This is a genomic window from Alcaligenes sp. YSL9 (genome assembly GCF_030515105.1).
GTDB lineage: Bacteria > Pseudomonadota > Gammaproteobacteria > Burkholderiales > Burkholderiaceae_B > Alcaligenes > Alcaligenes phenolicus.
In genome coordinates this window covers 238461-265155 of record NZ_JALXJU010000001.1, presented here as the reverse complement: position 1 = coordinate 265155, position 26695 = coordinate 238461, and the positions used below count along the sequence as shown (strand labels likewise).

Genomic DNA, 26695 nt, shown 5'->3' with positions numbered 1-26695 from the left:
GAACTCACTGTAGAACTGGCCGTATCAAGACCAGGATCTGTTTGCGATCAGGCTCGTATAAGTGGCATCAAGGGGGTTCCTGCTGCACACAAAAACCCAGGACCGTCATTTGCCTGACATATGCCTTTGCTCAAATGTAATCGTTTTCATTTTGACGGCTGGGTGTCATGGCCAACATAGGAATACTGGATGTCGCCAGAGCAGCACAGGTATCGGTTGCGACGGTATCGCGCGTGCTCAATGAGCCGGAAAAGGTTGGTGAGAAAACCCGCCTGCGCGTGCAAGCCGCGATCGACGCACTGGCTTATGAGCCCAATGCCTCGGCACGCAGTCTGCGCAGCCAGCGCAGCCGAGTCATCGGCGTGGTCTTGCCGACCTTGCTCAACCCCGTCTTTGCCGAGTGCCTGAAGGGCATCGCCGATACCGCAGCCCGCGGCGGCTATGCCATCCTGCCCTTCTTTACCGACTACCACCTGGAACGTGAATCCCAGGCAGTGGCCTTGCTCCTGGCCAGCAATGTGGAAGGCATTGTGCTGGTGGTCTCCAACCCGGCTCACTCTCCTGCTTTAGTTCGGCTGAGCAAGACACGCTGTCCCTACGTACTGGCGTACAACCTGCATCCCGAGCATCCTTGCGTCACCGTCAACGGCGAGCAGGCCATGATTGAATTGATCGGCCACTTGGCAAGGCAAGGTCATCGCCGCATTGCCATGGTAAGCGGTCATCTGCACGTTTCTGATCGCGCCCAGCAACGCAGCCGTGGCTATCTGAAAGGAATGGACAAGGCTGGCCTGGTTCCCATGCCACTGCTGGAAGTGCCTTTCATGGATCAAGGAGAGCAAGAGCAAGCACCGTCTTCTGAGGACGTGCATCTTGCCAGCGTCGCCCGACTCTTGCGCCAACCGGAACGCCCCACAGCCATGATTGGCTCCAACGATCTGATTGCCATTCGCTGTCTGCGCACGGCACAGCAGATTGGCCTGCAGGTTCCCAACGATATCAGCGTGATCGGCTTTGACGGCATCGCCTTGGGCGCTGAACTGTTTCCACGCCCGGCCACCATCGCACAACCCAATGAAGAAATTGGTCGCCAGTGCATCGGCCTGCTGCTGGAGGCGGTAGCCCAGCAAAAAACGGTTCCCGCGCAGGCCTCGGTTCTGCTGCCCTACACCTTCAACCCGGGCGAGTCCTGCGCCCCTGCCCCTTGTTCACCACGGGCGCATCCAGGATGAAGCCCCTTTCCTCTTCGGGATCCGCTCCCGCAACCCCCTGCGTTCAAGCCATTCCCGGCTTTTTCCTGACACCACTGACTGACTGGAGTGATCGACCATGAAACATATGCTGAGTACATTGGCTTGCCGCCTGGCACTGCCCCTGGCCCTGATGACCGTGGGAAGCGCCGCCGCTGCGCAGACGGCCATTTGCTACAACTGTCCACCAGAATGGGCCGACTGGGCCAGCCAGATCGAGGCCATCAAGGCGCACACCGGCATTACCGTCCCGCCCGACAACAAGAACTCCGGCCAGTCCCTGGCCCAGCTGGTTGCCGAGTCCGCCAATCCGGTCGCCGATGTGACCTATCTGGGCATCACCTTTGCCATTCAGGCCCAGAAAGAAGGCGTGACCCAGGCCTACAAACCCCAGGGCTGGGAACAGATTCCCGAAGGGCTGAAAGACCCGCAAGGCCATTGGTTTGCAATCCACTCCGGCACCATGGGCATCATGGTGAACAAATCGGCCCTGGGCAATGTGCCGGTGCCTGCCTCCTGGAACGACCTGCTCAAGCCCGAGTACAAAGGCCTGGTCGGGTATCTGGACCCCTCATCGGCCTTCGTGGGCTACGTGGGTGCCGTTGCCATCAACGAAGCCCTGGGCGGCAATATGGACAACTTTGATCCCGCCATCAACTGGTTCAAGGCCCTGCAAAAGAACAATCCCATTGTTCCCAAGCAAACCGCCTATGCCCGCCTGATTTCCGGCGAAATCCCCATCTTGCTGGACTATGACTTCAGCGCCTACCGCGCTCAGTACAAGGACGGCGAGGACGTCGCTTTCGTGATTCCCCAGGAAGGCACGATTGTGGTGCCGTATGTGATGTCCCTGGTCAACAAGGCTCCACACACCGAACAGGGACGCAAGGTGCTGGATTTTGTGCTGTCCGAGCAAGGGCAGTCCATCTGGGCCAATGCTTTCCTGCGCCCGGTTCGCAGCAGCGCCGTCAGCAAGGAAGCCCAGTCGCGCTTCCTGCCCGACAGCGAATACGCGCGTGCCAAGGCCATTGACTATGAGCGCATGGCACAGGGTCAGAAACCCTTTGCCGAGCGTTATCTGGCAGAGGTCCGCTAAGCGGTCCATGTGGAGTTAGCGTATGCAACGCAAATACCTGCTGCCCTTGTGCTCGGCCCCTGCCGTCGCTTTCTTTGCCGCATTCTGGCTCTTGCCCGCGGTACAGCTTCTGGCCCTGCCCGCACAAGAAGGCATGCACACCTACTGGGTCGTGCTGACATCGGGGCGGTACTTGCAGGCCTTGCTGCAAACGCTGCTCCTGTCCGCCATCGTGACCCTGGCCACCTTGGTGCTGGGTGCCATGGTCGGCATCGTGATGGCTCGCTATCGCGTGCCGGCCAAGCGCCTGCTGCTCTCCCTGATGACGCTGCCCCTGTCCTTTCCTGGCGTCATCGTGGGCTTTTTCATTATCTTGCTGGGCGGTCGGCAGGGGCTGCTGGCCCAGATCGGTCAGGATCTGGGGCTGGGGCGAGTGACCTTTGCCTACGGCCTGCTGGGTTTGTTTCTGGCCTATCTGTACTTTTCCCTGCCCCGCGCCATTGCTACTTACACCGCAGCCGCCGAATCCATAGACCGCAATCTGGAGGAAGCCGCGCGCTCCTGTGGAGCCACACGCTGGGACATTGCCAGAGATGTCTGGATACCGGAACTGGCTCCCACGTCCCTGTCTTGCGGTGCCATTGTTTTTGCCACCTCCATGGGCGCTTTCGGTACGGCCTTCACCCTGTCCAGCCGCTACGAAGTGTTGCCCATCACGATCTATAACGAATTTACCAACTATGCGAATTTCACCCTGGCGGCCAGCTTGTCCATTTCCCTGGGGCTGCTGACATGGTTTACCTTGTGGCTGGCCCGGCGTCTGGTCCGCGATCCCTCGGTCGTTATTTGAGGGCACCATGAAACTGAAAACGGCTTCAAACCCCCATCGCCCTGCCCCCTTGCTTCTGGCTGTCACCGGACTGACCGTGCTGTTCCTGCTCGGCCCCATTCTGGTTTCCGTGCTGGCCGGGCTGGTCAACAATTATCGTATCGGACTGAAAAGTGGCCTGACCCTGAAATGGGTGGAGCAAGTCTGGGCCAACTACGGCAGCACAGTCTGGCTATCCCTGCAGCTGGCGCTGCTTTGTGTGCTGGCTGTCATTGTGCTGGGCGTCCCCTGTGCCTATGCCCTGGCACGCAGCCGCTCCCGTCTGGCGCGCAGCTTTGAAGAACTGCTGACCTTGCCAGTGGCGGTCCCCGGCATGGCCTCGGCCCTGGCCCTGCTGCTGGCCTATGGCTCCTTGCAAGGCTTTCGTCAAAGCTTCTGGTTCATTCTGGTGGGCCACATTGTGTTCACCCTGCCCTTTATGGTGCGTACGACCACAGCAGCTCTGCAAAAACGCAGCCTGATCGACCTGGAAGAAGCGGCCCGCTCGCTGGGAGCCAGCTTTACGCAAATCTTTTTCGGCATCCTGCTGCCGGCCATCCTGCCTGCGATTGTGGCTGGCAGCCTGATGGTCTTCACCTTGTCGCTAGGCGAGTTCAACCTGACCTGGATGCTGCATACGCCACTGACCCGCACCTTGCCCGTGGGGCTGGCTGATAGCTATGCGTCCATGCGTATCGAGGTGGGCTCAGCCTATACGCTGATTTTCATGCTCGTCATCTTGCCCGTGCTGTGGGGGCTGCAGACCTTGGCGCGCTTGCTGGAGAAACACTATGGAAAATAAACACATACCGGTGCGTATCGAACACTGCGCCAAAACCTATGCTGATGGCACACGGGGATTGCATCCCAGCACTCTGGACATCGCCCCCGGTGAAGTCATGGCTTTGCTGGGGCCCTCGGGCTGCGGCAAGACCACCTTGCTGCGACTGATCGCCGGCCTGGAAATGCCCGATGCCGGCAGCCGCATTCTGTTCGACGACCAGGACGTCACCCATCTGCCGATTGAAAAGCGTGAGGTCGGCATGGTGTTTCAACATTACGCCCTGTTCCCGAACATGACGGTGGAAGCCAATATCGGCTATGGCCCGAAGATCAAGGGAATGGATCTGGCCGCACGCCAAAAACTGGTGGGTGAGCTGGTCGATCTGATGCGCTTGAACGGTCTGGAAAAACGCCAGCCCTCCGCCTTGTCGGGTGGGCAACGACAACGCGTTGCCATCGCACGTGCCATTGCCAATCAACCCCGCGTTCTGCTGCTGGACGAGCCGCTGGCCGCCCTGGATGCCAAGCTGAAAGTCTCCTTGCGCGACGAGCTGGCCGAGCTGCTGCGACGCCTGCGTATCACGGCCATTCATGTGACCCACGATCAGCAGGAAGCGTTTGCCATTGCCGACCGTCTGGCCGTCATGCACGAAGGCCGCATCATTCAGATTGGCGATGGCGAAAGCCTGTACCGCCATCCGGCCCACCCTTTTGTCGCTACCTTCCTCGGGCGGGTCAACGTCCTGCAACGCAGCGAACAAAGCCTGCTCAATAACGAAATCCGTCTGGCAGACCTGAGCCTGACTTGCCCCGAGACCTTGCGCGGGGCGCAGGAGTTGCTGGTTCGCCCGGAGGACATCAGCGTTTGCATGGATACACCCAGCGGCTGGGCACGTGCCAAAGTGCGACAACGCAGTTTCATGGGCGGACGGGTGCAACTGACCCTGGACGTGGACGGACAAGCCCCTCTGATTGCCGAGGTAGACCGTGATCACGGAGCCGTCCTTGGCAGTACAGTGGGAATTCACATCAACCCCGGCAAGCTGATGCCCGGTACCGTGCCACTCTCTTAACGCAAACGGATAACGATGCTGAAAACATTACTGATTCAAATGACGGACCCGCATATTCGGGAAGAAGGTCGGCTGGCTTATGGCCGTCTGAATACCGCACCCTATCTGCAGGACGCCATCAACCACGCTCTAGCCCTGCCACAGAAACCGGATGCCCTGGTGTTGACGGGCGATCTGACCGACTTTGGTCGACCACAGGAATATGCGCACTTGCGCCGCTTGCTGGCACCGCTGGGCTCCATCCCGGTGTATTTGTTGCCGGGCAACCATGATGACCGCCAGCAACTGCGCGAGAGCTTTCCCGAATATAGCTATCTGGGCAAGGCCGGGCCGGTTTGCTACAGCGTGGATATTGGAGAGCTAAGACTGCTGGCCCTGGACAGTGCGGTATTGGGAGCCAGCGCGGGCAGTCTGGATCAGGAACAGCTGGACTGGTTACGTACCGAGCTGGCCCAACAGCCTGAGCGCCCCACCATCATTGCCCTGCATCACCCTCCTTTCAACACCTTGATCGGCCACATGGACAAGATAGGCCTGCTGCAAGGAGCGGAACAACTGGAAGCGATTGTGCGCCGACACAGCAATATCGAACGTGTGATCAGCGGGCATTTGCATCGCAATATCCAGATCCGTTTTGGCGGCACCATTGCCAGCACCGCCCCATCGGTGGCGCATCAAGTCTGTCTGGATCTGGCTGAAAATGCAGCATCGGCCTGGACACTGGAACCACCCGGCTATGCCGTTCATGCGCTGGACAGCCTTGGCCAGATCGTGACCCATACTGCCACCGTCGGCCAATTCGACGGCCCCTTCGCCTTCCATGAGCCAAGCGGGAAACTGATCGACTGATTGGATGCACGGCATACACCAACGGCTGCTTGGCCTTGATGGTCTCGTCAAACCAAGTTGACTATAGGTCCCTCTTTGCTAGCTCAAGGCTGTAGCAAACACTGACAGCATTAAGCAAAGCCGTTCAAGAACGCTAGGCCCATACCCTAAAAAAACACCCCAATATCGGATTCAACCGATATTGGGGTGTTTTGATACTGCTGCTTCAGATCAAGAGGGCTGCCCAGAGCCACCCCGATCTGCAAGCCATGTCTTACTTCTTGCTGTCTTTCAGCTGAGGCACAGCCGAACCAGCCGCAGGGGCCAGCAGGCCAGCTTGCGTGTAGGTGAACAGTTTGTCGCGGGTGTCCACGATGTCCAGGTTACGCATGGTCAGCTGACCGATACGGTCGCGTGGCGAGAACATGCTGTCCACTTTTTCCATGCTCAGACGCTCGGCCTTGTAAGTCAGGTTAGGCGAGACGGTGTCCAGAATGGAGTAGTCGTTACCGCGGCGCAGTTCCAGTGTCACTTCGCCAGTTACGGCACGAGCCACCCAGCGCTGGGCGGTTTCACGCAACATGATGGCTTGCGGGTCAAACCAGCGGCCTTGGTACAGCAGACGGCCCAGACGCAGACCATTGATGCGGTACTGTTCGATGGTGTCTTCGTTGTGGATGCCGGTAACCAGACGCTCGTAAGCAATGTGCAGCAAGGCCATGCCGGGGGCTTCGTAGATGCCACGGCTCTTGGCTTCGATGATGCGGTTTTCGATCTGATCGCTCATGCCCAGACCATGACGGCCACCGATGCGGTTGGCTTCCAGCATCAGTTCCACAGGATCGGAGAATTCCACGCCGTTCAGGGCGACAGGCTGACCTTCTTCAAAGCGCACACGCACTTCTTCAGCAGCCACGGCCACATCATCACGCCAGAAAGCCACGCCCATGATGGGTTTGACGATATTGATACCGGCATTCAGGTACTCCAGATCCTTGGCTTCGTGCGTGGCACCCAGCATGTTGGAGTCGGTGGAGTAGGCTTTTTCGGCCGACATCTTGTAGTCGAAGCCGTTTTCCTGCATGTACTCGGACATCTCGGCGCGGCCGCCCAGCTCGTCAATGAAGGTCTGGTCCAGCCAAGGCTTGTAAATCTTCAGCTCAGGGTTGGTCAACAAACCGTAGCGGTAGAAACGCTCGATGTCATTGCCCTTGTAGGTGCTGCCGTCGCCCCAGATATGGACGTCGTCTTCTTTCATGGCGGCAACCAGCATGGTGCCGGTAACAGCACGGCCAATAGGCGTGGTGTTGAAGTAGGTTACGCCACCGGTGGTGATGTGAAAGGCGTTGCACTGCAAGGCGGCAATCCCTTCAGCCACCAGTTGCTGACGGCAGTCAACCAGACGGGCCAGCGTGGCACCGTATTCCTTGGCCTTGCGGGGAATCGCATCGTAATCGGGTTCGTCAGGCTGACCCAGGTTCGCGGTGTATGCGTAAGGGATGGCGCCTTTATTGCGCATCCACAAAAGTGCAGCGCTGGTGTCCAGGCCACCGGAAAAGGCAATGCCGACCTTCTGGCCGACTGGAAGAGATTCAAGGATGGTTGTCATTATCGCGTCAGTAGTGGTGTGCAAGTACAGTTCCGCCCGTAAGGCTCTCTGGTAGAGCCCTGCCCGCGGCAGGATCAATATGTCATTATATCGTCTTGACCGACCCTGGACACCTTTGCGTAGCTGGATTTAATTACTCGATGAACTAGAACATCCATTTTTACCTGGAGACAAGCCATGCCCGAGACCCACGCTCAACCCGCTATCAGCCGTTATCCCGTCCCCACGCTGGCCGAAATGCCCGAGGATATTCGCAGTCGAATTGAAGCCGTGCAGGAAAAATCCGGTTTTATTCCGAATGTGTTTCTGGCTCTGGCCCACCGTCCTGACGAATTCCGCGCTTTTTTTGCCTATCACGACGCGCTGATGGAAAAGCCCAGTGGTTTGAGCCATGCAGACCGGGAAATGATTGTGGTGGCCACCTCCGCTGCCAATCAGTGTCATTACTGCGTGATTGCCCACGGTGCCATCTTGCGCATCCGCGCCAAGAATCCGCTGGTGGCAGACCAGGTTGCCGTGAACTGGCGCAAGGCCGATATTCCGGCACGCCAAAAAGCCATGCTGAGCTTTGCCATGAAAGTCTCGCAAAACGCTCAGGAGATTGAAGACGCCGACTTCCAGGCCCTGCACGAGCACGGTTTCAGCGACGAGGACGCCTGGGATATTGCCGGTATCAGTGCCTTTTTTGGTCTGAGTAACCGCATGGCCAACTTCATGTCCATGCGCTGCAATGACGAGTTCTACATGCTGGGACGCGTTCCCCGCTAAACATGATGCGTTACGCCCTGTTGTTTGCCGGGTGGATTTGTGTGGCGCTGGCGATTGCCGGCGCTGTTTTACCCTTGCTGCCTACCACGCCATTTGTACTATTGGCCGCGTGGTGCTTTTCCCGTAGCTCCCCCCGCTTTCATCAATGGCTGCTGGATCAACGCCATCTGGGCCCATACCTGCGAAATTGGGAGAACGGCCAGGGCTTGACCCGCCAGGCCAAACGCCGGGCGCTGATCATGTTATGGCTGTCGCTGGCCGTCTCGGCCTGGCTGACCAGTCACCTGGGCTGGTATCGACTCGGGCTCTTGATCCCAGGCATTTTCGCCACCCGCTATTTGCTGCGTGCCAAAACCCTGGATGACACCCCTTCCGAGCCTGTGCAAAAATAGCCTGCTTGAACCGATCCTGGCTTGACCCTTTTTGCTTGAAACACCTATGTCCAATCCTGTCATCTTGCTGGCTGCCGCCTACATCACCAACTCTGAAGGCCAAATTCTCCTGGTCCGCAAGCGTGGCAGCGCCTATTACATGCAGGCGGGCGGCAAGCTGGAAACAGGTGAAACGCCCTTGCAAGCCCTGCAACGCGAACTGGACGAAGAGCTGGGCCTGACAACGGAGGAAACCGCCTCGGCCCGCTACGAAGCATACTTTGAAAGCCCCGCCGCCAATGAACCTGGCCACGTGGTTCATGCCCACGTTTTCACCTTGACGGTAAACCGGGAAATCCAGGCCGCCGCCGAGCTGGAAGAAGCGCGCTGGGTCAGCCCGCAGGAAATCCGTTCGCTGACGCTAGCCCCCTTGCTGGCGAATCACATTCTGCCGCGCCTATGTGCCCAGGCCGCCGCCTGAGCTGCAGCTTGCACAAGACGTCCTTCCGTCTTGTGCCGTCCAAGCCACGAACCGCCTATTTTTTGGCATAATGTCGCCCTTGAGTCCCCTCTTATGGGGACGCAGCTATTTGCCCGACCAGCCCGCAACGGCGGGCTTTCTTTATTGAGCGCTAATTTATGTCCTCTTTGCCCTGTCAAGGCGCAATCGTCACCTTTACCCTGCAGCAGCTGCGTGCCGCCACGCAAGCCGGGGGGATTTTAGGTGTGTCCATCAAAGGACAAGGCAATCATTTTTTCGTACAAGTGGCCACGCGTGCCGGTCAGGCAGTACTGGTTACCGCCCGCAGCAAAGATCCGCGCAGTTTCAAAAGCCCCTTGCAGGCCATGGTTCTGCTCAAGCAAGTCGGGATCGTTACTGGCCAGTTTGATCTGACCCAGTACTCGCCTGACCAGCACGAAACCGCCCCGCGCAGCCGTCGTCGCCCGGCCAAACCCAGCAAACTGGGACTGCGCTGGAACCGGATTGCAGAAAGTATCTCCAGCCCCGCTCAACCTTCTTTGGATGATCCCAGCCTGGACATCAGTGAAGAACAGACGCGTCGCCTGATCGCCCGTCAGGAAAACCAGCAGTTAAGCCTGCTGGGCAACTAAACGCAGCCCACTTGTGCTTCTGGACGTGTTGAGCGCATAAGCCGCGTCCAACGCGTGTTCCAGGTCTTGCTGCAAGTGCTGGGGCTCTTCCAACCCCACATGCAAACGCAATAACTGCCCTTCCCCAAACAAGGCTTTCCCATTGCGTTTGGGCATCTCCATGGGCAAAGCCAGACTCTCGAACCCACCCCAGGACAGACCGATGCCAAACAGGCGCAAGGTCTTGAAAAAGCAGGATAACTGCGCTTCGCTCAAGGGTTCCAGCACAAGGCCAAACAAGCCGGTAGAGCCGGTGAAATCCCGCTTCCAGATGGCATGACCGGGATGCGATTCCAACGCCGGATGCAACACCCGCTGAACCTGCGGATGATTCTCCAGAAAACGGGCAATCTGCAAAGCACTGGCTTGGTGCTGACGCAAACGCACACCTAAAGTACGCATGCCGCGCAGCGCCAAAAAGGCATCGTCAGGACCGGCTGTCTGACCAAAATCATGTGCAGCACGGCGCAGCAACGGCCAGGCACGCTCATTCGCGGTGGCAATTCCCAGCAAGGCATCGGAATGCCCGGTCAGATACTTGGTGGCCGCCTGAATGGATACGTCCACACCATGCTCGAAGGGCTGGAAGAACAAGGGAGTAGCCCAGGTATTGTCCAAGAGCACATACGCCCCCACCGCATGCGCACAGCGAGCAATCGCAGGAATATCCTGAATCTCGAAAGTGGCCGAACCGGGCGACTCTACGTACACCACCTTGGTATTGGGACGAATCAGGCTGGCCATGCCCTCCCCCACAGACGGCTCGTAAAACTGCACCTGAATACCCATGCGGCTGGCCAGCACCTGCTGGGCAAACGCGCGTACCGGTCCATAGACTGAATCCGGTATCAGCAAATGATCTCCAACTTCCAACATGCCCAACAAGGCATGAGTACAGGCCGCCAATCCAGAGGGAAACAAGCTGGCCTGAAAACCGCCTTCCAGCTCGGCCACGGCCTGCGTCAAGGCTTGCAAGGTGGGATTGGTGAAACGGCCATAAGAGGCGTAGGGATTGTCAGGCTCCTTGCGCTGCGCCCATTGCTCCAGATTGTCGGCCAGGATCGTGGAGCCGCGACAAATGGGCACATTCACAAAGCCAGCCGACACGCTGGTGTCCCGTCCTACATGGGTCAAACGGGTTTGTTGATAATCGCAGTCCTGCATACTGTTTTCCTGATCCTGATCGCTAAAGATGAATGGAAACAGTCTACGCAAGAGCCCAAGGGCAATTATTGCGTTTTCACGCTACTGTAGGCAGAATTCCGAGAATAAATACCTACAATCAGCAAGATTATTGGGAAATTATTTTTATGCTGGATAAATTCGACAAGCACATTCTGGAGATCCTCCAAAACGATGCCACCTTGGCCATCCAGGAAATTGCCGATCGGGTGGGTTTGTCCAGCACACCCTGCTGGCGACGCATACAGCGCCTGGAGCAGGAAGGCTATATCGAAAAACGGGTGGCTTTGCTCAGCTCTGAAAAGCTGAATGTCGGGGTGACGGTGTTTGTGGCCATCAAGACCAATCAGCACAACAAACAGTGGTACAGCCAGTTTTCGGCCGTGGTGGAGGCGATCCCGCAAATTGTGGAGTTCTATCGCATGAGCGGCGATACCGACTATTTGCTGCGCGTGGTTGTACCTGACATCAAAAGCTTTGACCGTGTTTACCAGCGCCTGATCTCGGAAATAGAGCTGACCGACGTCAGCTCCAGTTTCGCCATGGAGCAGATCAAGTTCACGACCCGTCTGCCCCTGGACTACGCCTGATCCAGTGTGGTTCAGGGCTTAAAAGCTGTATTCCACATCCAGCGTCTGGCCGATACTCAGTCTCTGAGGTTTGGATTCAACCAGCATGGCCTGCATGCCAAACAAGGTCCCTTGCGGGAACTGACGGCTTTGTGCCAAGGCCAGGCCGGGTTGGGTACCCACATCCGCTGTCAGCTGATTCACATTGGGCATAGGGCAACGAGTACAGGGGCGGATAAAAGCAAAGCTCAAGCCTTCACTGCTGACACCCAGCACATAGTCCTCTTCATACGCGGGCAAGCCCTCAAAAACCACATTCGCGCGGAAACGATTCATGGGCACGGCCTGCTCACCTGACTGTTGCACCAGGCGGTTCAGCTCTTCCAGGGACGCCTCATTGGTAAACAGAAAAGGCAGCGCATCTGCAAAACCAAAACCGTTGATCTGATCACCAATCTGACGCCAGCCCTGGGACTTTTCTTCCCAGGGACGCACACGTTCGGTCAATACATAACGCCTGGCGCGGCTATGGTTACGCAACACCCGGCAAGGAGTCTGCAAAAAGTCGCTAAACCATTGCGCGACCTGATCACCCTCGTCCCGGCCCAAGGTATCTGAACTCCAGATACGCACGGACACAGCGACGTTATCCCCTGCCAGGGCATCCAGAGACCAGGACAAAGGATCCATACCAGGCGCTTGCACAGTAATCTGCCCGTCCTGCACCACTGGCTGAATCAAGGCCATGCGCGGCCAGCGACGCTGCGTCATGAATACGCCCTGTTGGTCAACAACAACCCACTCTCGGTCAAAGGCCAGGCCCGCAACGCTGACCTCCACGCCCTGTGGATGGGCCTGGGCGGCACAGGATTTGATGGGATGGGTAAAAAGGCCAGTGATGGTAATCATGAGTCGCAACAGAAAAGGCAAGTTAAGGGACTTATTCTAAAACAGGCTGAGCGCCTGCCTGCCCCTGCTTTGGAGACTGATTGCAAAGAAGTGGATCAGAAACATCGACTCTGAAAATCTATTTCGCACCAACACTTGACAACAGCGCAAAGCCATGAGTTAATAGTTGATTGATTGCACCAACATATCCATTACATCAAGAAAGTGCGATCAACATTTTTTTGAATGTACCCACGCAAAGCAGGTCCCTTTGACCTTCTGGCATGTCCCCAAACATGCGGGTATTCATTCACCACGGCGACGACAGCCACATCCAGACTTATTTTTTGCATCGTAGCGGACTCGCTCCGTCCATTTGCTTGGCAAACGAATAAGGCGCTGTCCATGCTGCCACAGAGCACGTCTGCCTGACATTTGTTCGACCAGCGCGGCTCTACATTGAAATAGCAATGGCTTGGCCTCCGTGTGGAGACCGATCCATCATGGTGTCATCAAATCTCAATAAAAAAACGATGTAATGACGCCACACGATAAGGAAAAAAATTATGAAAAATATCTATCCAACCGGTTTGGTATCGCGCCCTGAGCATATTGCCTTGAACAAGACCGATATTCGCATTGGCGATACCGTTTACTTGCAACCCAAGAACGGCCCTCGCATGGCGGGTACCGTGATTTTCAGCTCGCCTGTACACGGCTGCACCACCTATACGGCAGACGCGCAGAACCAGGACGCCAACGTGCGTTTCCGTTTCCGCCTGCAGGACGTGCATCACGTGGCTCCACGCCACCCTTTGCCAGCCTTGAACTAAGGCTTTGCCTGCCAATTAATACGGGGAACCAACCCAGTTCCCCGTATTAATTTCATTTACAAACATATAATTACAATTTGCAAGAAACATTCCTGCTTTCATCCTAAAATAGTGGCGGCTTGATGAAACTTATCCGACGCTGTAAAGCGTCCACGACGAGCGTGCGCTCCTATGGCAACGGATATGAAATCAAAGCAGGCTTCCTGCTTGCGCCCGCCGCGGCGCTATTCCTATCTCTCCCGTTTTTTCCTGTTCAGCCTGGTCTTGATCCTGACCCTGCTGGGCACCAAGCTGCGCCATTACGACGCCCTGACCATCTTCTGGCCTGCCGAGGCCGTGCTGCTGGGCCTGTTCATTCGTCGCCCGGATTGGGCCAGCCAGTTCCTTAACTGGGTCATTGTTGTTCTGGCCTATCTGTGCGCCGAACTGATCGCCCGCAACCCCCTGCCTATTGCCCTTTTGCTAACCCTGGCCAATGTCAGTGGCGTCGGGCTGGCATACTGGCTGATCACCCGCAATCCGCTGCTGGACCTGTCCTTGCGCCGCCCTCAGGCCATGCTGACCCTGGCCGCCTACTACGGGCTAGCCTGTATCCTTTCCGCCCTGCTAGGCGGCATTGCCCTGTCTTTGCATACCTCTCAAGCCTTGTCGCTGGCCATCCTGTCCTGGATGCTGACCGGCATGATCTCCTACACCGCTATTTTGCCCGTCATCCTGACTGCCCCGGCCCGCCCCATACGCCGTTTCATGGAGTACTGGAACGAGCCCCATTTGATGAGTCTGGCCCAGTTGGCACCCGCCCTGTCCTTATTACTGACCAGCTTGTTGAGTTTGCTGATTGACGGCCCCGGCTCCCTGGCCTTTCCCGTCCTGCCCTTATTGTGGTGCGCCCTGAGCTACTCGCTCTTTTCCACTACCTTGTTGACCTTGTTCTATGTGCTCTGGACACTGTTTGCCCTGAGCCAGCCGGTCTACTTCCTGCCCAGCCAGCTATATACCTCACTGGATCTGCTGTCGCTGCGCATCGGCATTGCCTCCATTGCACTCGCCTCCATTACCAGTGCCAGCTTGATCTCAGCCCGTAATCTGGCAGTGGAAAAGCTCCAGCGGCTGGCTCACCACGATGCCTTGACCGGTTTGCTCAACAAGCAGGCCTTTTATCAGCAAAGCCAGACCATGCTGACTCAATGTCGCCTACGGCACGTTCCTGTCAGCGTCATTGTTCTGGACATCGACCACTTCAAACCCATTAACGACACCCACGGCCACCATGTCGGTGACCTGGCCCTGAGCGCCATCACCCAGCGTATTTCCCTGGCTTTACGCGATACAGACTTGTGCGGTCGATTGGGTGGCGAGGAGTTTGGCATCTTGCTGCCCGACTGCAGCGCCACCCAAGCCCATGCCGTGGCCGAGCGTGTCCGCAAAAGTATTGCCCTGCGGCCCCTGGCCCTGGATAACGAGCAGCAACTGACCATGACGGCCAGCCTGGGTATCGCAACTCTGGAAGCCTCCACGCTGGATCTGCATGCTCTGCTTCGTCAGGCCGACACGGCCTTGTACGAGGCAAAACGTGCCGGTCGGGATCAGAGTTTTTCCTATCATTTCCCCGAACCAAAAACGAAGACTTGACGCTATCCGTAAGCAAACCGATACTGATGTGTCAATACGAAACAAAACATCAGGGAGCGGTGATATGGCGTCAGTTTACGGCTCGCCCTTGTGCCAAGCGTGTTTGACCTTGCCACAGGGATTAAGTACTAGCCAAGCGCATGCTGACTTGCGTTTACTGGGACAGCATCCTCCCTCTCCGGACGGGGCTCATGAGACCCAGTACCGCTGCCTGAGCTGCCAGACGCACTGGCTGCTACGCACCAATCGCTGGGGCGTTCCCGAAGGCTTTCGCCTGAAACCCGTATAGGCAAAGCGGGGCACATGCACTACCATGACGGCTTTGTCTGTTAGCGATTCCCGTATGTCTGCCCTGCTGTTTGATACTGAAACCACCGGCACTGCCAAACCTCAAGTCATCGAGGCAGCCTGGCTGCGTTTAAGCGACCCTGTCTTCTTGCTGGTCAATGAAGAATTCGAGCAACGCTACCGGCCTGATGAAGCCAATTCTCTGGGTGCGCTGGCCACCCACCACATTTACGACGAAGAGCTGCAAGACTGCCCGTCGCATACCGAGTTCAAGCTGCCTGCCGACACCCAATACATCATTGGCCATAACGTGGACTACGACTGGGGCGTGGCCGGTTCGCCCAATATCAAGCGGATTTGCACTCTGGCCTTGGCCCGGCACTTGATTCCAGGCCTGGACAGCTACAGCCAGTCCGCCCTGATCTATCATATTGATCGCGCCAACGCCCGCGAGCGCCTGCGCAATGCGCACAGCGCCTTGGCCGATGTACGCAATTGCCTGGCACTCCTGCAATACTTGCTGGGCCTGACACAAAACATCAATACCTGGGAACAGTTGTGGCAGCTCTCCGAGCACGCCCGGATTCCCACCATTTTGCATTTTGGCAAACACAAGGGCATGGCCATTGCCGATGTACCACAGGACTACAAGAACTGGTTGCTGCGTCAACCAGACCTGGACCCCTATCTGGTCAAGGCCTTGAAGGTCTAAACCTCAAGGTTCGTAAAATCCCTAATGGCTGTCAGCCATCATATGCCCAATGATGAAGGTCCCAACAAGAACTTCATGAGGTGGCAAATGATCGAGGTTGCATACGTCACGAAAGATATGCGTCGGGACCCTTACGAACGAATCACCCATCTTGGAGGCGCAGGCTGGCAACGCTCTCAACCGGATGTGGTCCAGCAAATTGAGCAGGGCCAGGAGGACTATTACATTCTTCTGGATGGCATTCCCGCCAAACTGATCGTGGCGCTCAGCCGTTTTGGTGCCAAGTACCTGAAAACTGAGCTTGAAGTTGAAGAGCCTCATATTTTGCTCAGCCTTCCCAGCCAGGCCGGTTAAGCAGGCCGGTCCTCCCTCCACTTTCCCTCAAGGAAAACAGAAAACGCGGCTTTAAGCCGCGTTTTTCCATACCTGCCTGTCCACCTGCTTAGGGTTTGAGCAAGTGCCATTGGCCATTACGTACCGTAATCAGCTCGCGACCACGCTCGTCAAAGCCGCTATGGTCTTCGGGCGACATGGTATACACACCTTGGGTAGCCACCAGATCACGGGTTTGCTCCAGCGCATCACGCAAAGCCGAACGGAACTCCGGCGTTCCGGGTTTGGCCTTGGTAGCCGCCTCAGGAATTGCCTTTTCCAGCAAAAGACCAGCGTCGTACACGTTGGCACCAAATGTGGCGGGAGCCTGACCGTAACGCTCGGTATAGCGCTGGATGTAGTCCTGCGCTATAGGCTTGGACGGATTGCTATCGGCAATTTCAGGCAAGACCAACATCAGGCTGGCCGCCAGAATAGTGCCTTCAACCTGCTCGCCACCCAGGCTCAAGAACGCAGGAAGCGCAGCACCGTGCGTTTGATAAATCTGCCCTTTGTAACCTTGCTTAACCAGCGTCACTTGCGGCAGAACAGCCGCAGCGCCAGTGCCGGCTACCAGGACCACATCTGGTTTGGCCGCGTAAATCTTCAAGGCCTGGCCTGTTACCGAGGTATCGGAACGCACATAACGCTCGGTGGCCACAATCTTGATATTGTTCGCCTCGGCCAGTTCCTTGAACACGGTCAACCAGCTCTCGCCATAGGCATCGTTAAAGCCCAGGAAACCGGCTGTTTTCACGCCGGTATCGACCATATGCTTGACCAGGGCCTGAGCAATAATGTCGTCGTTCTGGGTCGTTTTAAAGACCCATTTCTTTTGCTCGGTCATGGGCAGCACGACGGACGCCGCGCCCACCGGCGCCAGCACAGGCGTGCCCGAATCGGCCGCAAATTGAATCAGACTCATGGCATTGGGCGAGCCGGTAGGCCCGATCAAGGCATCGATCTTGTCCTCGGAAATCATTTTCTTGAACAGCGTCACCGTTTGGTTCGGGTCGCTGGCATCATCCAGGGAGACATATTCAACCGTCAGATCGCCAACCTTGGTAGGCAGCAAAGGCACGGTATTGCGCTGCGGCAAACCGACCACGGCGGTCGGTCCGGTGGCCGAGGCGATCACGCCAATCTTGACCTGTGATTGAGCCGGTGTGGCCAGAGCGGCCAGAACAACGGACAAAGCGAAAGCAGTTCGAGTCAATTTCATAATGTGCAGAGCCAGTTAAGCCCTTCCCCCCTTGATATCAGCGCAGCCGCGCTTATATGGATTGATCTGGGCATAAGATACCAAATTCCCCGTGCCGCACACGTCTTATTGAACGATTTGCTCCGGCAGGTCTGCTTACAATTGTACGCGGGCACACACAATAAAGTAGTTTATAACGAAGCTACTGTTTACCTTTCATAGAGCGAACCCATGTCACTTCAGCAAATGCTGCAACAAATTCTGCAAAGCGGCCAAAGCGCACTAAAACAAGGTCAAGGCCAATTGAACTCCTCCGGCCTGGGTAAGAAGATCAGTGAACAAGCCGGTGGTTTTGGTGGCGGCGCTGTGGTAGGCGGCGTTCTGGGCGTCCTGCTGGGCAACAAGAAGTTCCGCAAAATGGGCGGCTCCATGGCCGCGTACGGCGGAGCCGCTGCCTTGGGTGCCCTGGCCATCAAGGTCTATCAGAACTGGCAAGAACAAAACGCGGGCCAGCAAGCGGCCCCAACACCCGTGCAGGCGGTCCCAGCCGCCCCGCTGCCGCTGGCTTCCAACGGCCCGGCAGATACCCATGCCATGGTCATCCTGGCCGCTCTGGTCTCCGCTGCCAAGGCAGACGGCCATATCGGTGATGCCGAGCGCGAATTGATTGACGCGGAAATCAGTAAAATGGCCGCCCCCGAACAAGCCCGTCTCTGGCTGTCACAAGAACTGCTCAAACCGGTTGACCCGCAAGCCATCGCCCAATTGGCGCAAACGCCCGAGATGTCGGCCGAAATTTACTTGACCAGCGCCATCGTCATTGACGAGCAAAGCTATATGGAACGCGCGTATCTGGACGAGCTGGCACGTTTACTATCCTTGCCAAACTCCTTGCGCGAAAGTCTGGATAATCAAGTCCAAGCTTTACCCCAAGCTTGATCGGAAGTGGGACCGTTCCACCAGAACACCCCCACTCTGATTGTTTTATTTTTCAACCCCGGGCTGACACTCCCAATGCAGCCCACGACTCATCAAGGAAACCACTCATGAAAAACACCCTCAAGTTGACGATTGGTACATTGGCCTTAATGGGTCTGGCCGCTTGCGCGGCTCCAAACAACAGCAACACCGCGACTTCCGAGCGCCAAATGGATAAAGAAACCTCTCTGCAGGCTTATCACTGGCGTCTGTTTGCCACTACCGGCAAAGACGGCCAGCCAGCCCCTGCCATACCTGGCGCAGGCGGCGAGCAAGTCACTTTGAATTTCACTGACACCATGATGTCGGTCGACAATCTGTGTAATGTCCTGGGCAGCGGCTACACCATCAGCGGTTCCAAAATCACCTTTACCTCGCCGGTCAGCACCCTGAAAATGTGCTCGGACCCCGAGTTGATGCGCAACGAACAAGCCGTTGGCAAATTGTTGCCTACAGCGACAGACTGGAGCATGGCCAAGGCCGACTCCGCACCGGATAATCCAGCACCGGTCCTGACCCTGAACTTTAAAGACGGCACCAAATGGCGCCTGAAAGGTGAGCCTACTGCAACGACCCGTTACGGCAGCGAGCCAACCCGTGTGTTCCTGGAAGTGGCTGCACAAAAAGAGAAGTGCTCCCACCCCCTGATTCCAAACTACCAGTGCCTGAAGGTACGCGAGATCCAGTACAGCGATTCGGGCGTCAAGACCTACACGGGTGACTGGATGTACTACTACGGCGACATCGAGGGCTACACCCATACTCCTGGCGTTCGTAACGTGCTGCGTATCAACCGCTACGAACTGAAGAACGTGCCTGCAGACGCCTCGTCCAAGGCCGATGTTCTGGACATGGTTGTAGAGTCCGAGCAAGTCAGCAAGTAACTCACGCAGCAACGTCGTCCAAGCGCTTGTTGCACTGACGACCTGATCACATAGCCCCAAGGTTGGAGTTGATTCCGACTTTGGGGCTATTTATTTCAGGAACATTTTTTTCGAACCAGGAAGCAAACTGTCCTGGTTCAAATCCCCTAAACCCCATAAGAAACAGCACATTCGGAGCCACAAATAGTTACTCACTGCTATGCTTTGAACCTAGTCAGCAAGCCTGCCCATCCGTAGTATGGAAATACCGGATAACATTTTTCACCTCCCTATTTATCCGGCTTCAGGCCTTGCGACATGCGAGGCTTTTTTTTATGCCTGAACGGTGATGAGGCTTGCTCTTACTTCAGCGGCCCATAAAAAATAAAAAACGCGCCGGCACCAATCAGTGTGAAACCAAGCAGGTGATTCAGCGTAAAGCTCTCTTTCAGATACAACACCGAGAACACCACGAACACCAGCAAGGTAATGACCTCCTGCATGGTCTTTAGCTGCGCGGCACTGTAGACGGTGTGCCCCAAACGGTTGGCCGGCACCGCCAGGCAGTACTCCACCAAAGCAATGCCCCAGCTGATCAGAACGACTTTCAGCAAGGGGCTATTGGGATATTTCAGGTGCCCATACCAGGCAATGGTCATGAACACATTGGAGACGACCAACATCAAGATGGGAAGGATCTTAGCCATTCTGGACACGAAAATAAAAAGCGGCCTGCACCGCGACCCGGCCAGTGTAGCGTCACATTTAAGCAGCGCCTATGGGGATAATCAGGCAGCAGAAAGACGGGGCATCAAGCAAGGGCTATCAGTCCACAACTTTCAAAAAATCCACCTCAATTTCGGGTGGGCGCTTGGAACTGGTATCGACTTCGCCAATCAGCTCCACCCTGGTTTTCTCATCCAGAGTCTGACCCGCAAAATGCTTGGCCTTGATCTCCGCCACGATCTCCCCGCTGCCATCAGAGAACAGAAACTTGTCGTGGGCCGTTTGACGTAGCAAATGGCCTTGCACCCGCACGTCCTGATCATCGACGGGATTTTTCAGGATCTCCGCAACCGTCGTTTGACCAATCTCCGACGGGCCCGTGTACTGGGCATGGGCAGGAAACGACAACGCGCTTGATAACAAAGCCAGCGCCACGGCCGAGCGCAATTTAACGTAAGCAGACATAATGACTCCTGTTGTTCATGGCTTGAAACTTAACCATAACAGCAGATATCATCAGCGTTCTTATTAAAATGGCGGTGTTGGGCTTGCCTTGTTACCAAGCGCGACATCACACCATCACTGCACCATGCCCCTTCTTGAGAACTTAGGCCCCCGCATCTGCATTCTTGGCCCATCCAATAGCGGTAAATCCACCCTGGCTGACGCGATCGCACGCAAGCTGGCCATCCCGGCCGTGCATCTGGATCAGCTCTACCACCTGCCGCATAGCAACTGGGTGCCCCGCCCCGAAGCCGATTTTGTTGCGCTTCACCAGGCGGCTATTGCGCAAGAACAATGGGTGATGGAAGGCAACTACACGCGCCACCTGGCCCCACGTCTGGCTCGCGCTACAGGTTTCATCGTGCTAGAGGTCTCCACCGCTACCAGCCTGCTGCGCTACTTCCGGCGCACCCTGTTTGAGCGCAACCGTCGTGGAGCCCTGGAAGGCGGTAAAGATAGTGTGAAATGGCAAATGATCCGCCATATCGCCATCGTGACCCCGCCCAATCGCCACAAGTACTTGAGCATTTTCGAGGCAAGCACCTTGCCTAAAGTCAGACTAGGTAGCCCTCGCGACCTGAAACTGTTTTATCAAACCGAAGGCCTGCAACGCTAAGCGCATGAAGCGCTAACGCCCTGGGCTGTTTCCATCCGTGGGGCCCTATTTCCTCAAGGCCAACACATACCCCTGCAAACCGCTTAAAGCGCTCCGGTATCCATCAGCAACTCCTGCCATCTCTGTATATCGCTCTGCGCACAGGCCGACCACGTTGCGCAGCTGGCTGGCAATTCGGGCGTTTGCATCCAGCGCATGTCCGGCTCGGGCAGCCTGAGCGGCGACACGATCATTGGCGGCGGCGAGCTTGCTGCGCAAGCCGTCAAGATCGGCGCGAGCAGCCACAGCAACACGCTTAGCCGCATCCAGCTGCATTTGATAAGTGACTCGAACATCCTCCGCCTCCTTTTGTAATCGTTGCTCCATCAAGCGCGCACGGACCTCGGCCTGCAACTGCGCCGCCCTGGTCTGCGCCTGGGCCAGCTCATAGCCTTTGCGATACTGCTCCTGACCATAAAGCGCCCCCCATAAAAAAAGGGCTGCCAGAACAGCAGCACCTACTAATGCAGACTTGATAGACATAACTGCCTCTCGGCCTGACGCCGCCGCTCCAGCCCCCGCAGCTTGCGGCCACCAGCATAGACCCAACGATCCAGCTCCTGACATGCTCCGGCTATATCCCGAGCCCGTAGCTTGCGCAGCAAGGTCGAATTGGCATAGGCCCCAGCCCCCACGTTATAAACAAAGCTGCTCAGCGCCACACGTACCTCATCCGGCAAGGGATAGCTAACGGAACGATCCACCACACTCAAAGCACGACGAACCTCCTGCTCCGTCAAGGCGTCGCAACGCTGCGGACTGGCCATGTCACCCAGCTTGACTCCTTGTGTATAGCCGTCGCAGATAGTCGGAATGCCTGATTGAAGACCGCGCTCACGGCAACGCGGCTGACTTTGCGCGCTCTATTGGGCGCACACGGGCGCAACTGGCCCAGTACCTGTCATCCACCTACAACGGTGGGCGCAGCATTGGCGAACGAGTGGCGCGAGCCATAGAAAAAGAAGTGGGTCTGGAAGCGCATAGCCTGGATCAGCAAGGCTATGGTTTTGGGGCTAAGCACGGTTTTGACTCCAACGTGCAAGACGCCATGATGGGCGAGCGGCGTATCCCCCTGCTGAACTATGTACAGGCAGGTGTGTTTCGGGATCCCGGTCAGAACTTCACGTTTGAAGAAGTGGAATATCTGCTGACAGACCTGTGTCTGTCCGAGCGTTCCTTTGCCTTGCAGATCAAGGGCGATTCCATGTTGCCGGACTTCAAGGAAGGCGACCGGATTATTGTGGATTGCGAGCTCACGCCCCGCCCCGGTGATTATGTGGTCGCCAAAAACAGCGAAGAAGAAGCCACCTTCAAGAAGTACCGGCTCTTGTGCATAGATGAAGGTGGGCAAGAAATCTTTGAGCTGGTGCCGCTGAACGAAGACTATCCTTCCATTCGCAGCGACCAGCATGCTATTGAAATCATCGGCACCATGGTGGAGCACCGGAAATACTATCGGCGTTCGTAAAAAGCTGGCAGCGCAGGCTGCCTTGCATGATGCGGCTTAACGCTTTTTCATTTCCTGATCGACCTTCTCCATCCAGGCCTGATCACAAGGGACGGGCTGTGCTGAGCGCTGACCATACAAACGGATATGCACCACGTTGCACCACTCCTGCGAGCCATAGTCAGGGCCATGCCCTTGTCCATCGGAGACAGCCAATTGACGATCCACCTTTTCCAGCCAGGCCTCACTGCCGACTTTCTCTGTGGGCACCGTAGTTTGGCAAGCGGCTAACAATAAAGCGGGGGCAAGCATCAAGATTCGCATGACAATATCCAAATAAAACCTCTGCTATAACAGAGCATCAAAAAACTATTATTTTTCAATGCCCCTTTTATAACAAGACCATTGGGGACTCAAGCTCGTCCCTGGCATGTGAGACAAGAATGAAATGGCTGTTCCTATGCCTGATCATGGCATTGCTACCTCTGAGCACGCAGGCAAGAAACACTCCCTGCTCAGGCAAAAAAGGTGGCATTTCCCACTGCGAGGGGGAAATCTTTGTATGCCGTGATGGTTCAGCCAGCGGCAGCAAGCGGTCGTGTCCTGCGTACACCGGCACTGCAGGACAACGTTCGCAGTCCAGGCCACAGGCGCTGCAATCCAGCAGCGTTTGCCCCTGCTCCAGTGGAACCTATTGCACCGGCCCTCGTGGAGGGCGCTATTGCGAAACCAGCACAGGTAGCAAACGCTATCAGCGCAAATAAGGGGGCAGCCTGCGGTACTTGCTTAGCAATTGCCCTTTTTAGCCTGGCCGGGTGGACAGTGACGCTGCCCATATCCACCGTAACCATCCGGATCCACAATCACCGAACCCCTGGGAGTATGGACGGCACAGGCGGAAAGAATAGCTGTCATGGTCAAAGCCAAAATAAGTGTTTTCATCATTATTCTCTGGGTTTTAGACGCGCTCATTGTGCTCCAAGGATAAACAACAAGGTGCTACCAATCGCGAGCAAATACAGTTGGGCCTCCAGATGCTTGAATCTCTTGCTCTAGCCGTGGCTACGCTAGGCACAAACACAGACTTTATGTAATAATTGCGGACTTGTTGCCCCTCTAGCTCATGCTTGGTTAGAGCAGCGGACTCATAATCCGTTGGTGCCGTGTTCGACTCACGGGGGGGGCACCATCTCATTCCTCTTTCAAGCATCGGCCCGTACTAATAATAACAATGCCGAACTCGCTTGTTCCCTGCCGTTTGGCTTGCACCCAGCAACAAACCTGAAGCCCGGGCTTCTTGCTGTTTGAGCAAGTTACCCAGGCCTGAAAAGCGCTTATTTATCCGCCGGCAAGAGCGAAGAATGGTGGCTGACAATCAGCCAATCCCGCCCGTTCCATTGATAGGTATAGGTGTAACGCGCGCCTACGTCCTTGCCGCTGCTGCCCATATGAAAGGTATACAGCCCCGAGTCCACTGCCATATTGCAGCCTAGGGTGATCTGTCGTTGCGTTACCCTGCCCTGCGGCTTGCCAGCCAGAAAGTGGTCGAAATAATCTTCTTTCTCTGCCTTGGTGATGCGGTTTACCCCAGACAGCGTGGGTAGCAGAATCGAGCGCTCTGCATAGTTGTTAACGACGACCTCGGGTTTGCCGGTTTGTAGCGACTGGTTCCAACGCTCAAACAAAACGGCAACACCAGCCTCGTCTATCGGTGCACAGCTTGGTGAAGATTGGGCACTCAGGCTGCGTTCTCCCTGGGTCTGTGCCGCGCAACCCGCCAGCACCAGCGTTCCCAACAACACCATGATTTTCTTGCTCATTTCCCTTACCTCCCTCTCGTTTTTATGAGGCGGATAGTAGCATCGGTGCCTAATCATTAGCGTTTAACGCTGGTCGAGGCGACGTACTACAAACGTTCGGGAATGAGTGGGACATTGTGGGGCTGAACCTCCTTACTTAGTCTTGATCGTGCCCGCCCAGGCCTTTTATCTATGTGTAAGTGCACCAACAACAATTGTTAAAGTTTGTTTTATACAGGAACCCTTCGCCGCCTAGTCATTAAAATCGCTTCTCTTTATATAAGTAGAAGGGGAAGTTCATGACTTTTCGTATGGGTGCATTGGCCGCTATGCTGGCCGTCGCTGGCCTGACTGCAGGCTGTCAGACAATGGATGTGGGTGGCATGGTCGGTGCCGGCAGCAAGGCTGTCCAGGCGTTCAATTTGTCCGATCAGGAAGTGATTGCTCTGTCGGATCAGTCCTGCAAGCAGATGGATGCTGAAAACAAAGTGGCCAGCCCCAACAGCAAGTACAACAAGCGTCTGCAACGTGTCGTCAAGCCATTGGCGAAACAGTTGAACGGTCAAACACCGAACTTCAAGGTTTACCAGACTCAGGAAGTGAACGCCTGGGCCATGGCTAACGGTTGTATCCGTGTGTATGCCGGTCTGATGGACAAGATGAACGACGACGAACTGCGCGGCGTGATCGGTCACGAAATGGGCCACGTTGAACTGGGCCACAGCAAGAAAGCCATGCAAACCGCCTACGGTCTGTCCGCTGCTCGTGACGCTGCTGCCGCCACCGGTAACGGTGTGGTTGCTCAGTTGAACTCCAGCCAATTGGGCGAGCTGTCCGAAGCCTTCCTGAACGCTCAGTTCTCGCAATCGCAAGAATCCGACGCTGACGACTACTCCTTTGACCTGCTGACCGAGCGCAAGCTCAAGACCCAGGGTCTGGTTTCTGCCTTTGAAAAACTGGCAGCTCTGGACGGCGGTGAAAGCAGCGTGATGAGCTCGCACCCCGGCTCCAAAGAACGCGCCCAGCGTATGCAACAGCGCATCGACGCGGCTAAATAAGCCCCTTCGACGCAGCGAATCGCATGCCGCTAACCCGTCCGCTTTTGCGGGCGGGTTTTTTTATGGGGATTCCAGGGATCACAAGTCAGGATGCAGCACAGCATCGGGCCGCCGCTACCAAACGCTGGATGCTCGGCCAGGAACTTTTTACCCGTACGATGAACCAATCAGACATTACCAACACCCGTACTCCCTCGAACGCCCCTGCCTGACAAGCAGTCCAGCTACAGCAAAGCCTGGTCTGTAAATCCTTACTTTTCGTCGCGGTGGCGCCATAAACCAATACCTGCTTTCAGGTATGCTTGTGCCATTCTTTGGTCTTGGCAGTTACGCTCTTGAAAAAGTCTTCCTCTTCAAAAAACTCCTGTCCCTGCGGCAATCCCAAAACCTACGAAGTTTGTTGCGGCCCTTGGCACCAAGGCCCGCAGTACTTGCAAGCCCCCGATGCGGCTACCCTGATGCGCTCGCGGTACAGCGCTTTTGTGCGCGACGATCTGGACTATCTGCTGGCCACCTGGCATAGCTCCACCCGACCTCATTCGCTGGAACCCAATCCGGAAGGTTTGCAATGGCTGGGCCTGGATGTGCGACGTCATGAACGTGTTTCCGACACGGAAGCGATTGTGGAATTTGTCGCTCGCAACCGTCTGAATGGCCGGGCGAACCGTCTGCATGAAGTCAGCCGTTTTGTCCTTGAACAAGGCCAATGGTTTTACGTGGACGGGGATTTTTCATGAGCCAAAGCAGCGACTTTGTACAAGCTGAACAGGTCCATGGCTCCAGCCTGCCCATGGCTTTGCTTCTGGAAGCTGATCCCAGCACAAGTCTGATTGAAAGCTACAAAGACACACCGCACGCCTGGTGCATTAAAGATCAGGAACGCATCGTGGCGGCTGCTATTTTGCAGTGCAGGAACGCCCAGGATTGGGAGCTGATGAACATCGCCGTTCAGCCCTCGCACCAAGGTCATGGATTGGGTGCCAAGCTGCTGTCTGCCCTGATTAGCTATGTGCGCGAACAAGGTGGGCAAACCTTATATGTGGCCACCGGCACCATTGGCTACCCCCTGTTTTTCTACCAGCGCGCCGGCTTTCGAGTGGTGGCGGTAGAGCCCGATTATTTCCTGCACCATTACGACGAGGCCCTGTTTGAGGACGGCTTGCAACACAAGGACCGCCTGATTCTGAGCCTTGCCCTGAACTAAAAGACTG

The 26695-nt window shown here is 56.2% G+C and carries 34 protein-coding genes and 1 tRNA gene; 24 read left to right on the top strand and 11 right to left on the bottom strand.

Going from position 1 to position 26695, the window contains the following annotated elements; genetic code table 11:
- The first annotated feature begins 167 nt into the window (after positions 1 to 167).
- The 6 genes from M2Q46_RS01240 (at position 168) to M2Q46_RS01215 (ending at position 5898) form a co-directional block, all read left to right on the top strand.
- Positions 168 to 1232, top strand: a complete 1065-nt coding sequence (locus tag M2Q46_RS01240) for a LacI family DNA-binding transcriptional regulator (protein WP_302356398.1) — start codon at positions 168 to 170, stop codon at positions 1230 to 1232.
- Between the two features lie 151 nt (positions 1233 to 1383).
- Entirely contained in the window at positions 1384 to 2346 is a 963-nt protein-coding gene (locus tag M2Q46_RS01235; protein ID WP_230940610.1) for an ABC transporter substrate-binding protein, read from the top strand.
- Positions 2347 to 2368: 22 nt separating this feature from the next.
- On the top strand, positions 2369 to 3175 hold the full coding sequence (locus M2Q46_RS01230) for an iron ABC transporter permease (RefSeq protein WP_026482917.1): 807 nt from the start codon (positions 2369 to 2371) through the stop codon (positions 3173 to 3175).
- A 7-nt stretch (positions 3176 to 3182) separates the two neighbouring features.
- Positions 3183 to 3995: an ABC transporter permease gene (locus M2Q46_RS01225; protein ID WP_247965612.1), complete on the top strand. Its 813-nt coding sequence runs from the start codon at positions 3183 to 3185 to the stop codon at positions 3993 to 3995.
- Complete coding sequence (locus tag M2Q46_RS01220) at positions 3985 to 5049, top strand: ABC transporter ATP-binding protein (protein ID WP_302356397.1); 1065 nt, start codon at positions 3985 to 3987, stop codon at positions 5047 to 5049. The genes M2Q46_RS01225 and M2Q46_RS01220 overlap by 11 nt, the downstream gene beginning before the upstream one ends.
- 15 nt (positions 5050 to 5064) lie before the next feature.
- Positions 5065 to 5898, top strand: a complete 834-nt coding sequence (locus tag M2Q46_RS01215; RefSeq protein WP_060186019.1) for a phosphodiesterase — start codon at positions 5065 to 5067, stop codon at positions 5896 to 5898.
- Positions 5899 to 6151: 253 nt separating this feature from the next.
- Here M2Q46_RS01215 and argG read toward each other — a convergent pair whose 3' ends face one another.
- Complete coding sequence (gene argG, locus M2Q46_RS01210; protein WP_035268236.1) at positions 6152 to 7486, bottom strand: argininosuccinate synthase; 1335 nt, start codon at positions 7484 to 7486, stop codon at positions 6152 to 6154.
- Positions 7487 to 7663: 177 nt separating this feature from the next.
- Here argG and M2Q46_RS01205 point away from each other — a divergent pair, with 177 nt between their 5' ends.
- The 4 genes from M2Q46_RS01205 (at position 7664) to M2Q46_RS01190 (ending at position 9738) form a co-directional block, all read left to right on the top strand.
- Complete coding sequence (locus M2Q46_RS01205) at positions 7664 to 8254, top strand: peroxidase-related enzyme (RefSeq protein WP_009455594.1); 591 nt, start codon at positions 7664 to 7666, stop codon at positions 8252 to 8254.
- Between the two features lie 2 nt (positions 8255 to 8256).
- Positions 8257 to 8646 (top strand): YbaN family protein, encoded by a 390-nt coding sequence (locus tag M2Q46_RS01200; RefSeq protein WP_009455593.1) that lies wholly within the window; start codon positions 8257 to 8259, stop codon positions 8644 to 8646.
- Between the two features lie 46 nt (positions 8647 to 8692).
- On the top strand, positions 8693 to 9106 hold the full coding sequence (locus M2Q46_RS01195; RefSeq protein WP_302356395.1) for an NUDIX domain-containing protein: 414 nt from the start codon (positions 8693 to 8695) through the stop codon (positions 9104 to 9106).
- A 158-nt stretch (positions 9107 to 9264) separates the two neighbouring features.
- Complete coding sequence (locus M2Q46_RS01190; protein ID WP_009455589.1) at positions 9265 to 9738, top strand: hypothetical protein; 474 nt, start codon at positions 9265 to 9267, stop codon at positions 9736 to 9738.
- Here M2Q46_RS01190 and metC read toward each other — a convergent pair.
- Entirely contained in the window at positions 9718 to 10941 is a 1224-nt protein-coding gene (gene metC / locus M2Q46_RS01185; RefSeq protein ID WP_302356394.1) for a cystathionine beta-lyase, read from the bottom strand. The two genes, M2Q46_RS01190 and metC, sit on opposite strands and share 21 nt — an antisense overlap.
- A 146-nt stretch (positions 10942 to 11087) precedes the next feature.
- Between metC and M2Q46_RS01180 the strand changes: the two genes are divergently transcribed.
- Positions 11088 to 11549, top strand: coding sequence for an Lrp/AsnC family transcriptional regulator (locus M2Q46_RS01180; RefSeq protein WP_009455584.1), 462 nt, complete (start codon positions 11088 to 11090; stop codon positions 11547 to 11549).
- A gap of 18 nt (positions 11550 to 11567) precedes the next feature.
- On the opposite strand, the gene M2Q46_RS01175 is transcribed toward M2Q46_RS01180, so the two are convergent.
- A complete protein-coding gene (locus M2Q46_RS01175; protein WP_060186021.1) occupies positions 11568 to 12437 on the bottom strand; it encodes an MOSC domain-containing protein in 870 nt (289 codons plus the stop codon).
- A 545-nt stretch (positions 12438 to 12982) separates the two neighbouring features.
- Between M2Q46_RS01175 and M2Q46_RS01170 the strand changes: the two genes are divergently transcribed.
- The 5 genes from M2Q46_RS01170 to M2Q46_RS01150 all read left to right on the top strand — a co-directional run bounded on the left by M2Q46_RS01170 (position 12983) and on the right by M2Q46_RS01150 (position 16235).
- Positions 12983 to 13249 (top strand): hypothetical protein, encoded by a 267-nt coding sequence (locus M2Q46_RS01170; protein WP_009455580.1) that lies wholly within the window; start codon positions 12983 to 12985, stop codon positions 13247 to 13249.
- Between the two features lie 183 nt (positions 13250 to 13432).
- Complete coding sequence (locus tag M2Q46_RS01165) at positions 13433 to 14881, top strand: GGDEF domain-containing protein (RefSeq protein WP_060186022.1); 1449 nt, start codon at positions 13433 to 13435, stop codon at positions 14879 to 14881.
- A 64-nt stretch (positions 14882 to 14945) separates the two neighbouring features.
- Positions 14946 to 15170 carry a hypothetical protein gene (locus M2Q46_RS01160; RefSeq protein ID WP_137430864.1) on the top strand — a complete coding sequence of 75 codons (225 nt, stop codon included), beginning with the start codon at positions 14946 to 14948 and terminating at the stop codon, positions 15168 to 15170.
- 24 nt (positions 15171 to 15194) lie between these two features.
- A complete protein-coding gene (locus M2Q46_RS01155; protein ID WP_009455576.1) occupies positions 15195 to 15881 on the top strand; it encodes a 3'-5' exonuclease in 687 nt (228 codons plus the stop codon).
- An 87-nt stretch (positions 15882 to 15968) separates the two neighbouring features.
- The gene (locus M2Q46_RS01150) at positions 15969 to 16235 is read left to right on the top strand and encodes a DUF3892 domain-containing protein (RefSeq protein ID WP_230940605.1); all 267 of its coding nucleotides are present in this window, start codon (positions 15969 to 15971) and stop codon (positions 16233 to 16235) included.
- Positions 16236 to 16323: 88 nt separating this feature from the next.
- On the opposite strand, the gene M2Q46_RS01145 is transcribed toward M2Q46_RS01150, so the two are convergent.
- Entirely contained in the window at positions 16324 to 17475 is a 1152-nt protein-coding gene (locus M2Q46_RS01145) for an ABC transporter substrate-binding protein (RefSeq protein WP_026482930.1), read from the bottom strand.
- 210 nt (positions 17476 to 17685) lie between these two features.
- On the opposite strand from M2Q46_RS01145, the gene M2Q46_RS01140 reads away from it, so the two are divergent.
- Together M2Q46_RS01140 and M2Q46_RS01135 are read left to right on the top strand one after the other, a co-directional pair.
- Positions 17686 to 18393 carry a tellurite resistance TerB family protein gene (locus M2Q46_RS01140; protein WP_035268249.1) on the top strand — a complete coding sequence of 236 codons (708 nt, stop codon included), beginning with the start codon at positions 17686 to 17688 and terminating at the stop codon, positions 18391 to 18393.
- 107 nt (positions 18394 to 18500) lie between these two features.
- On the top strand, positions 18501 to 19316 hold the full coding sequence (locus M2Q46_RS01135; protein ID WP_035268251.1) for an META and DUF4377 domain-containing protein: 816 nt from the start codon (positions 18501 to 18503) through the stop codon (positions 19314 to 19316).
- Between the two features lie 341 nt (positions 19317 to 19657).
- Here M2Q46_RS01135 and M2Q46_RS01130 read toward each other — a convergent pair whose 3' ends face one another.
- Together M2Q46_RS01130 and M2Q46_RS01125 are read right to left on the bottom strand one after the other, a co-directional pair.
- A complete protein-coding gene (locus M2Q46_RS01130; RefSeq protein WP_021446759.1) occupies positions 19658 to 20002 on the bottom strand; it encodes a DMT family protein in 345 nt (114 codons plus the stop codon).
- Between the two features lie 118 nt (positions 20003 to 20120).
- Positions 20121 to 20486 (bottom strand): YgiW/YdeI family stress tolerance OB fold protein, encoded by a 366-nt coding sequence (locus M2Q46_RS01125; RefSeq protein WP_203144889.1) that lies wholly within the window; start codon positions 20484 to 20486, stop codon positions 20121 to 20123.
- Positions 20487 to 20610: 124 nt separating this feature from the next.
- Between M2Q46_RS01125 and M2Q46_RS01120 the strand changes: the two genes are divergently transcribed.
- A complete protein-coding gene (locus M2Q46_RS01120; RefSeq protein WP_009459867.1) occupies positions 20611 to 21141 on the top strand; it encodes a hypothetical protein in 531 nt (176 codons plus the stop codon).
- A 45-nt stretch (positions 21142 to 21186) separates the two neighbouring features.
- On the opposite strand, the gene M2Q46_RS01115 is transcribed toward M2Q46_RS01120, so the two are convergent.
- Positions 21187 to 21663 (bottom strand): DUF2514 family protein, encoded by a 477-nt coding sequence (locus M2Q46_RS01115; protein WP_302356386.1) that lies wholly within the window; start codon positions 21661 to 21663, stop codon positions 21187 to 21189.
- Positions 21642 to 21986 carry a lysozyme gene (locus M2Q46_RS01110; RefSeq protein ID WP_258866319.1) on the bottom strand — a complete coding sequence of 115 codons (345 nt, stop codon included), beginning with the start codon at positions 21984 to 21986 and terminating at the stop codon, positions 21642 to 21644. Before M2Q46_RS01110 ends, M2Q46_RS01115 begins: the two co-directional genes overlap by 22 nt.
- A 134-nt stretch (positions 21987 to 22120) precedes the next feature.
- On the opposite strand from M2Q46_RS01110, the gene M2Q46_RS01105 reads away from it, so the two are divergent.
- On the top strand, positions 22121 to 22648 hold the full coding sequence (locus tag M2Q46_RS01105) for a LexA family transcriptional regulator (RefSeq protein WP_258866305.1): 528 nt from the start codon (positions 22121 to 22123) through the stop codon (positions 22646 to 22648).
- Between the two features lie 36 nt (positions 22649 to 22684).
- Here the strand turns inward: M2Q46_RS01105 and M2Q46_RS01100 are convergent, their stop codons facing one another.
- Together M2Q46_RS01100 and M2Q46_RS01095 are read right to left on the bottom strand one after the other, a co-directional pair.
- Positions 22685 to 22951 carry a hypothetical protein gene (locus tag M2Q46_RS01100; RefSeq protein ID WP_083053805.1) on the bottom strand — a complete coding sequence of 89 codons (267 nt, stop codon included), beginning with the start codon at positions 22949 to 22951 and terminating at the stop codon, positions 22685 to 22687.
- A 462-nt stretch (positions 22952 to 23413) separates the two neighbouring features.
- Positions 23414 to 23542 carry a hypothetical protein gene (locus tag M2Q46_RS01095; RefSeq protein ID WP_266140775.1) on the bottom strand — a complete coding sequence of 43 codons (129 nt, stop codon included), beginning with the start codon at positions 23540 to 23542 and terminating at the stop codon, positions 23414 to 23416.
- A gap of 195 nt (positions 23543 to 23737) precedes the next feature.
- On the opposite strand from M2Q46_RS01095, the gene M2Q46_RS01090 reads away from it, so the two are divergent.
- Positions 23738 to 23816, top strand: a tRNA-Ile gene (locus M2Q46_RS01090).
- Between the two features lie 145 nt (positions 23817 to 23961).
- Here the strand turns inward: M2Q46_RS01090 and M2Q46_RS01085 are convergent.
- Positions 23962 to 24447, bottom strand: a complete 486-nt coding sequence (locus M2Q46_RS01085) for a DUF4440 domain-containing protein (protein WP_060186047.1) — start codon at positions 24445 to 24447, stop codon at positions 23962 to 23964.
- Between the two features lie 278 nt (positions 24448 to 24725).
- Here M2Q46_RS01085 and M2Q46_RS01080 point away from each other — a divergent pair, with 278 nt between their 5' ends.
- The 3 genes from M2Q46_RS01080 (at position 24726) to M2Q46_RS01070 (ending at position 26688) form a co-directional block, all read left to right on the top strand.
- Complete coding sequence (locus M2Q46_RS01080; protein ID WP_009459460.1) at positions 24726 to 25484, top strand: M48 family metallopeptidase; 759 nt, start codon at positions 24726 to 24728, stop codon at positions 25482 to 25484.
- 335 nt (positions 25485 to 25819) lie between these two features.
- Positions 25820 to 26221 carry a YchJ family protein gene (locus tag M2Q46_RS01075; protein WP_009459461.1) on the top strand — a complete coding sequence of 134 codons (402 nt, stop codon included), beginning with the start codon at positions 25820 to 25822 and terminating at the stop codon, positions 26219 to 26221.
- Positions 26218 to 26688, top strand: coding sequence for a GNAT family N-acetyltransferase (locus tag M2Q46_RS01070; RefSeq protein WP_302356379.1), 471 nt, complete (start codon positions 26218 to 26220; stop codon positions 26686 to 26688). Before M2Q46_RS01075 ends, M2Q46_RS01070 begins: the two co-directional genes overlap by 4 nt.
- The last annotated feature ends 7 nt before the right edge of the window (positions 26689 to 26695 follow it).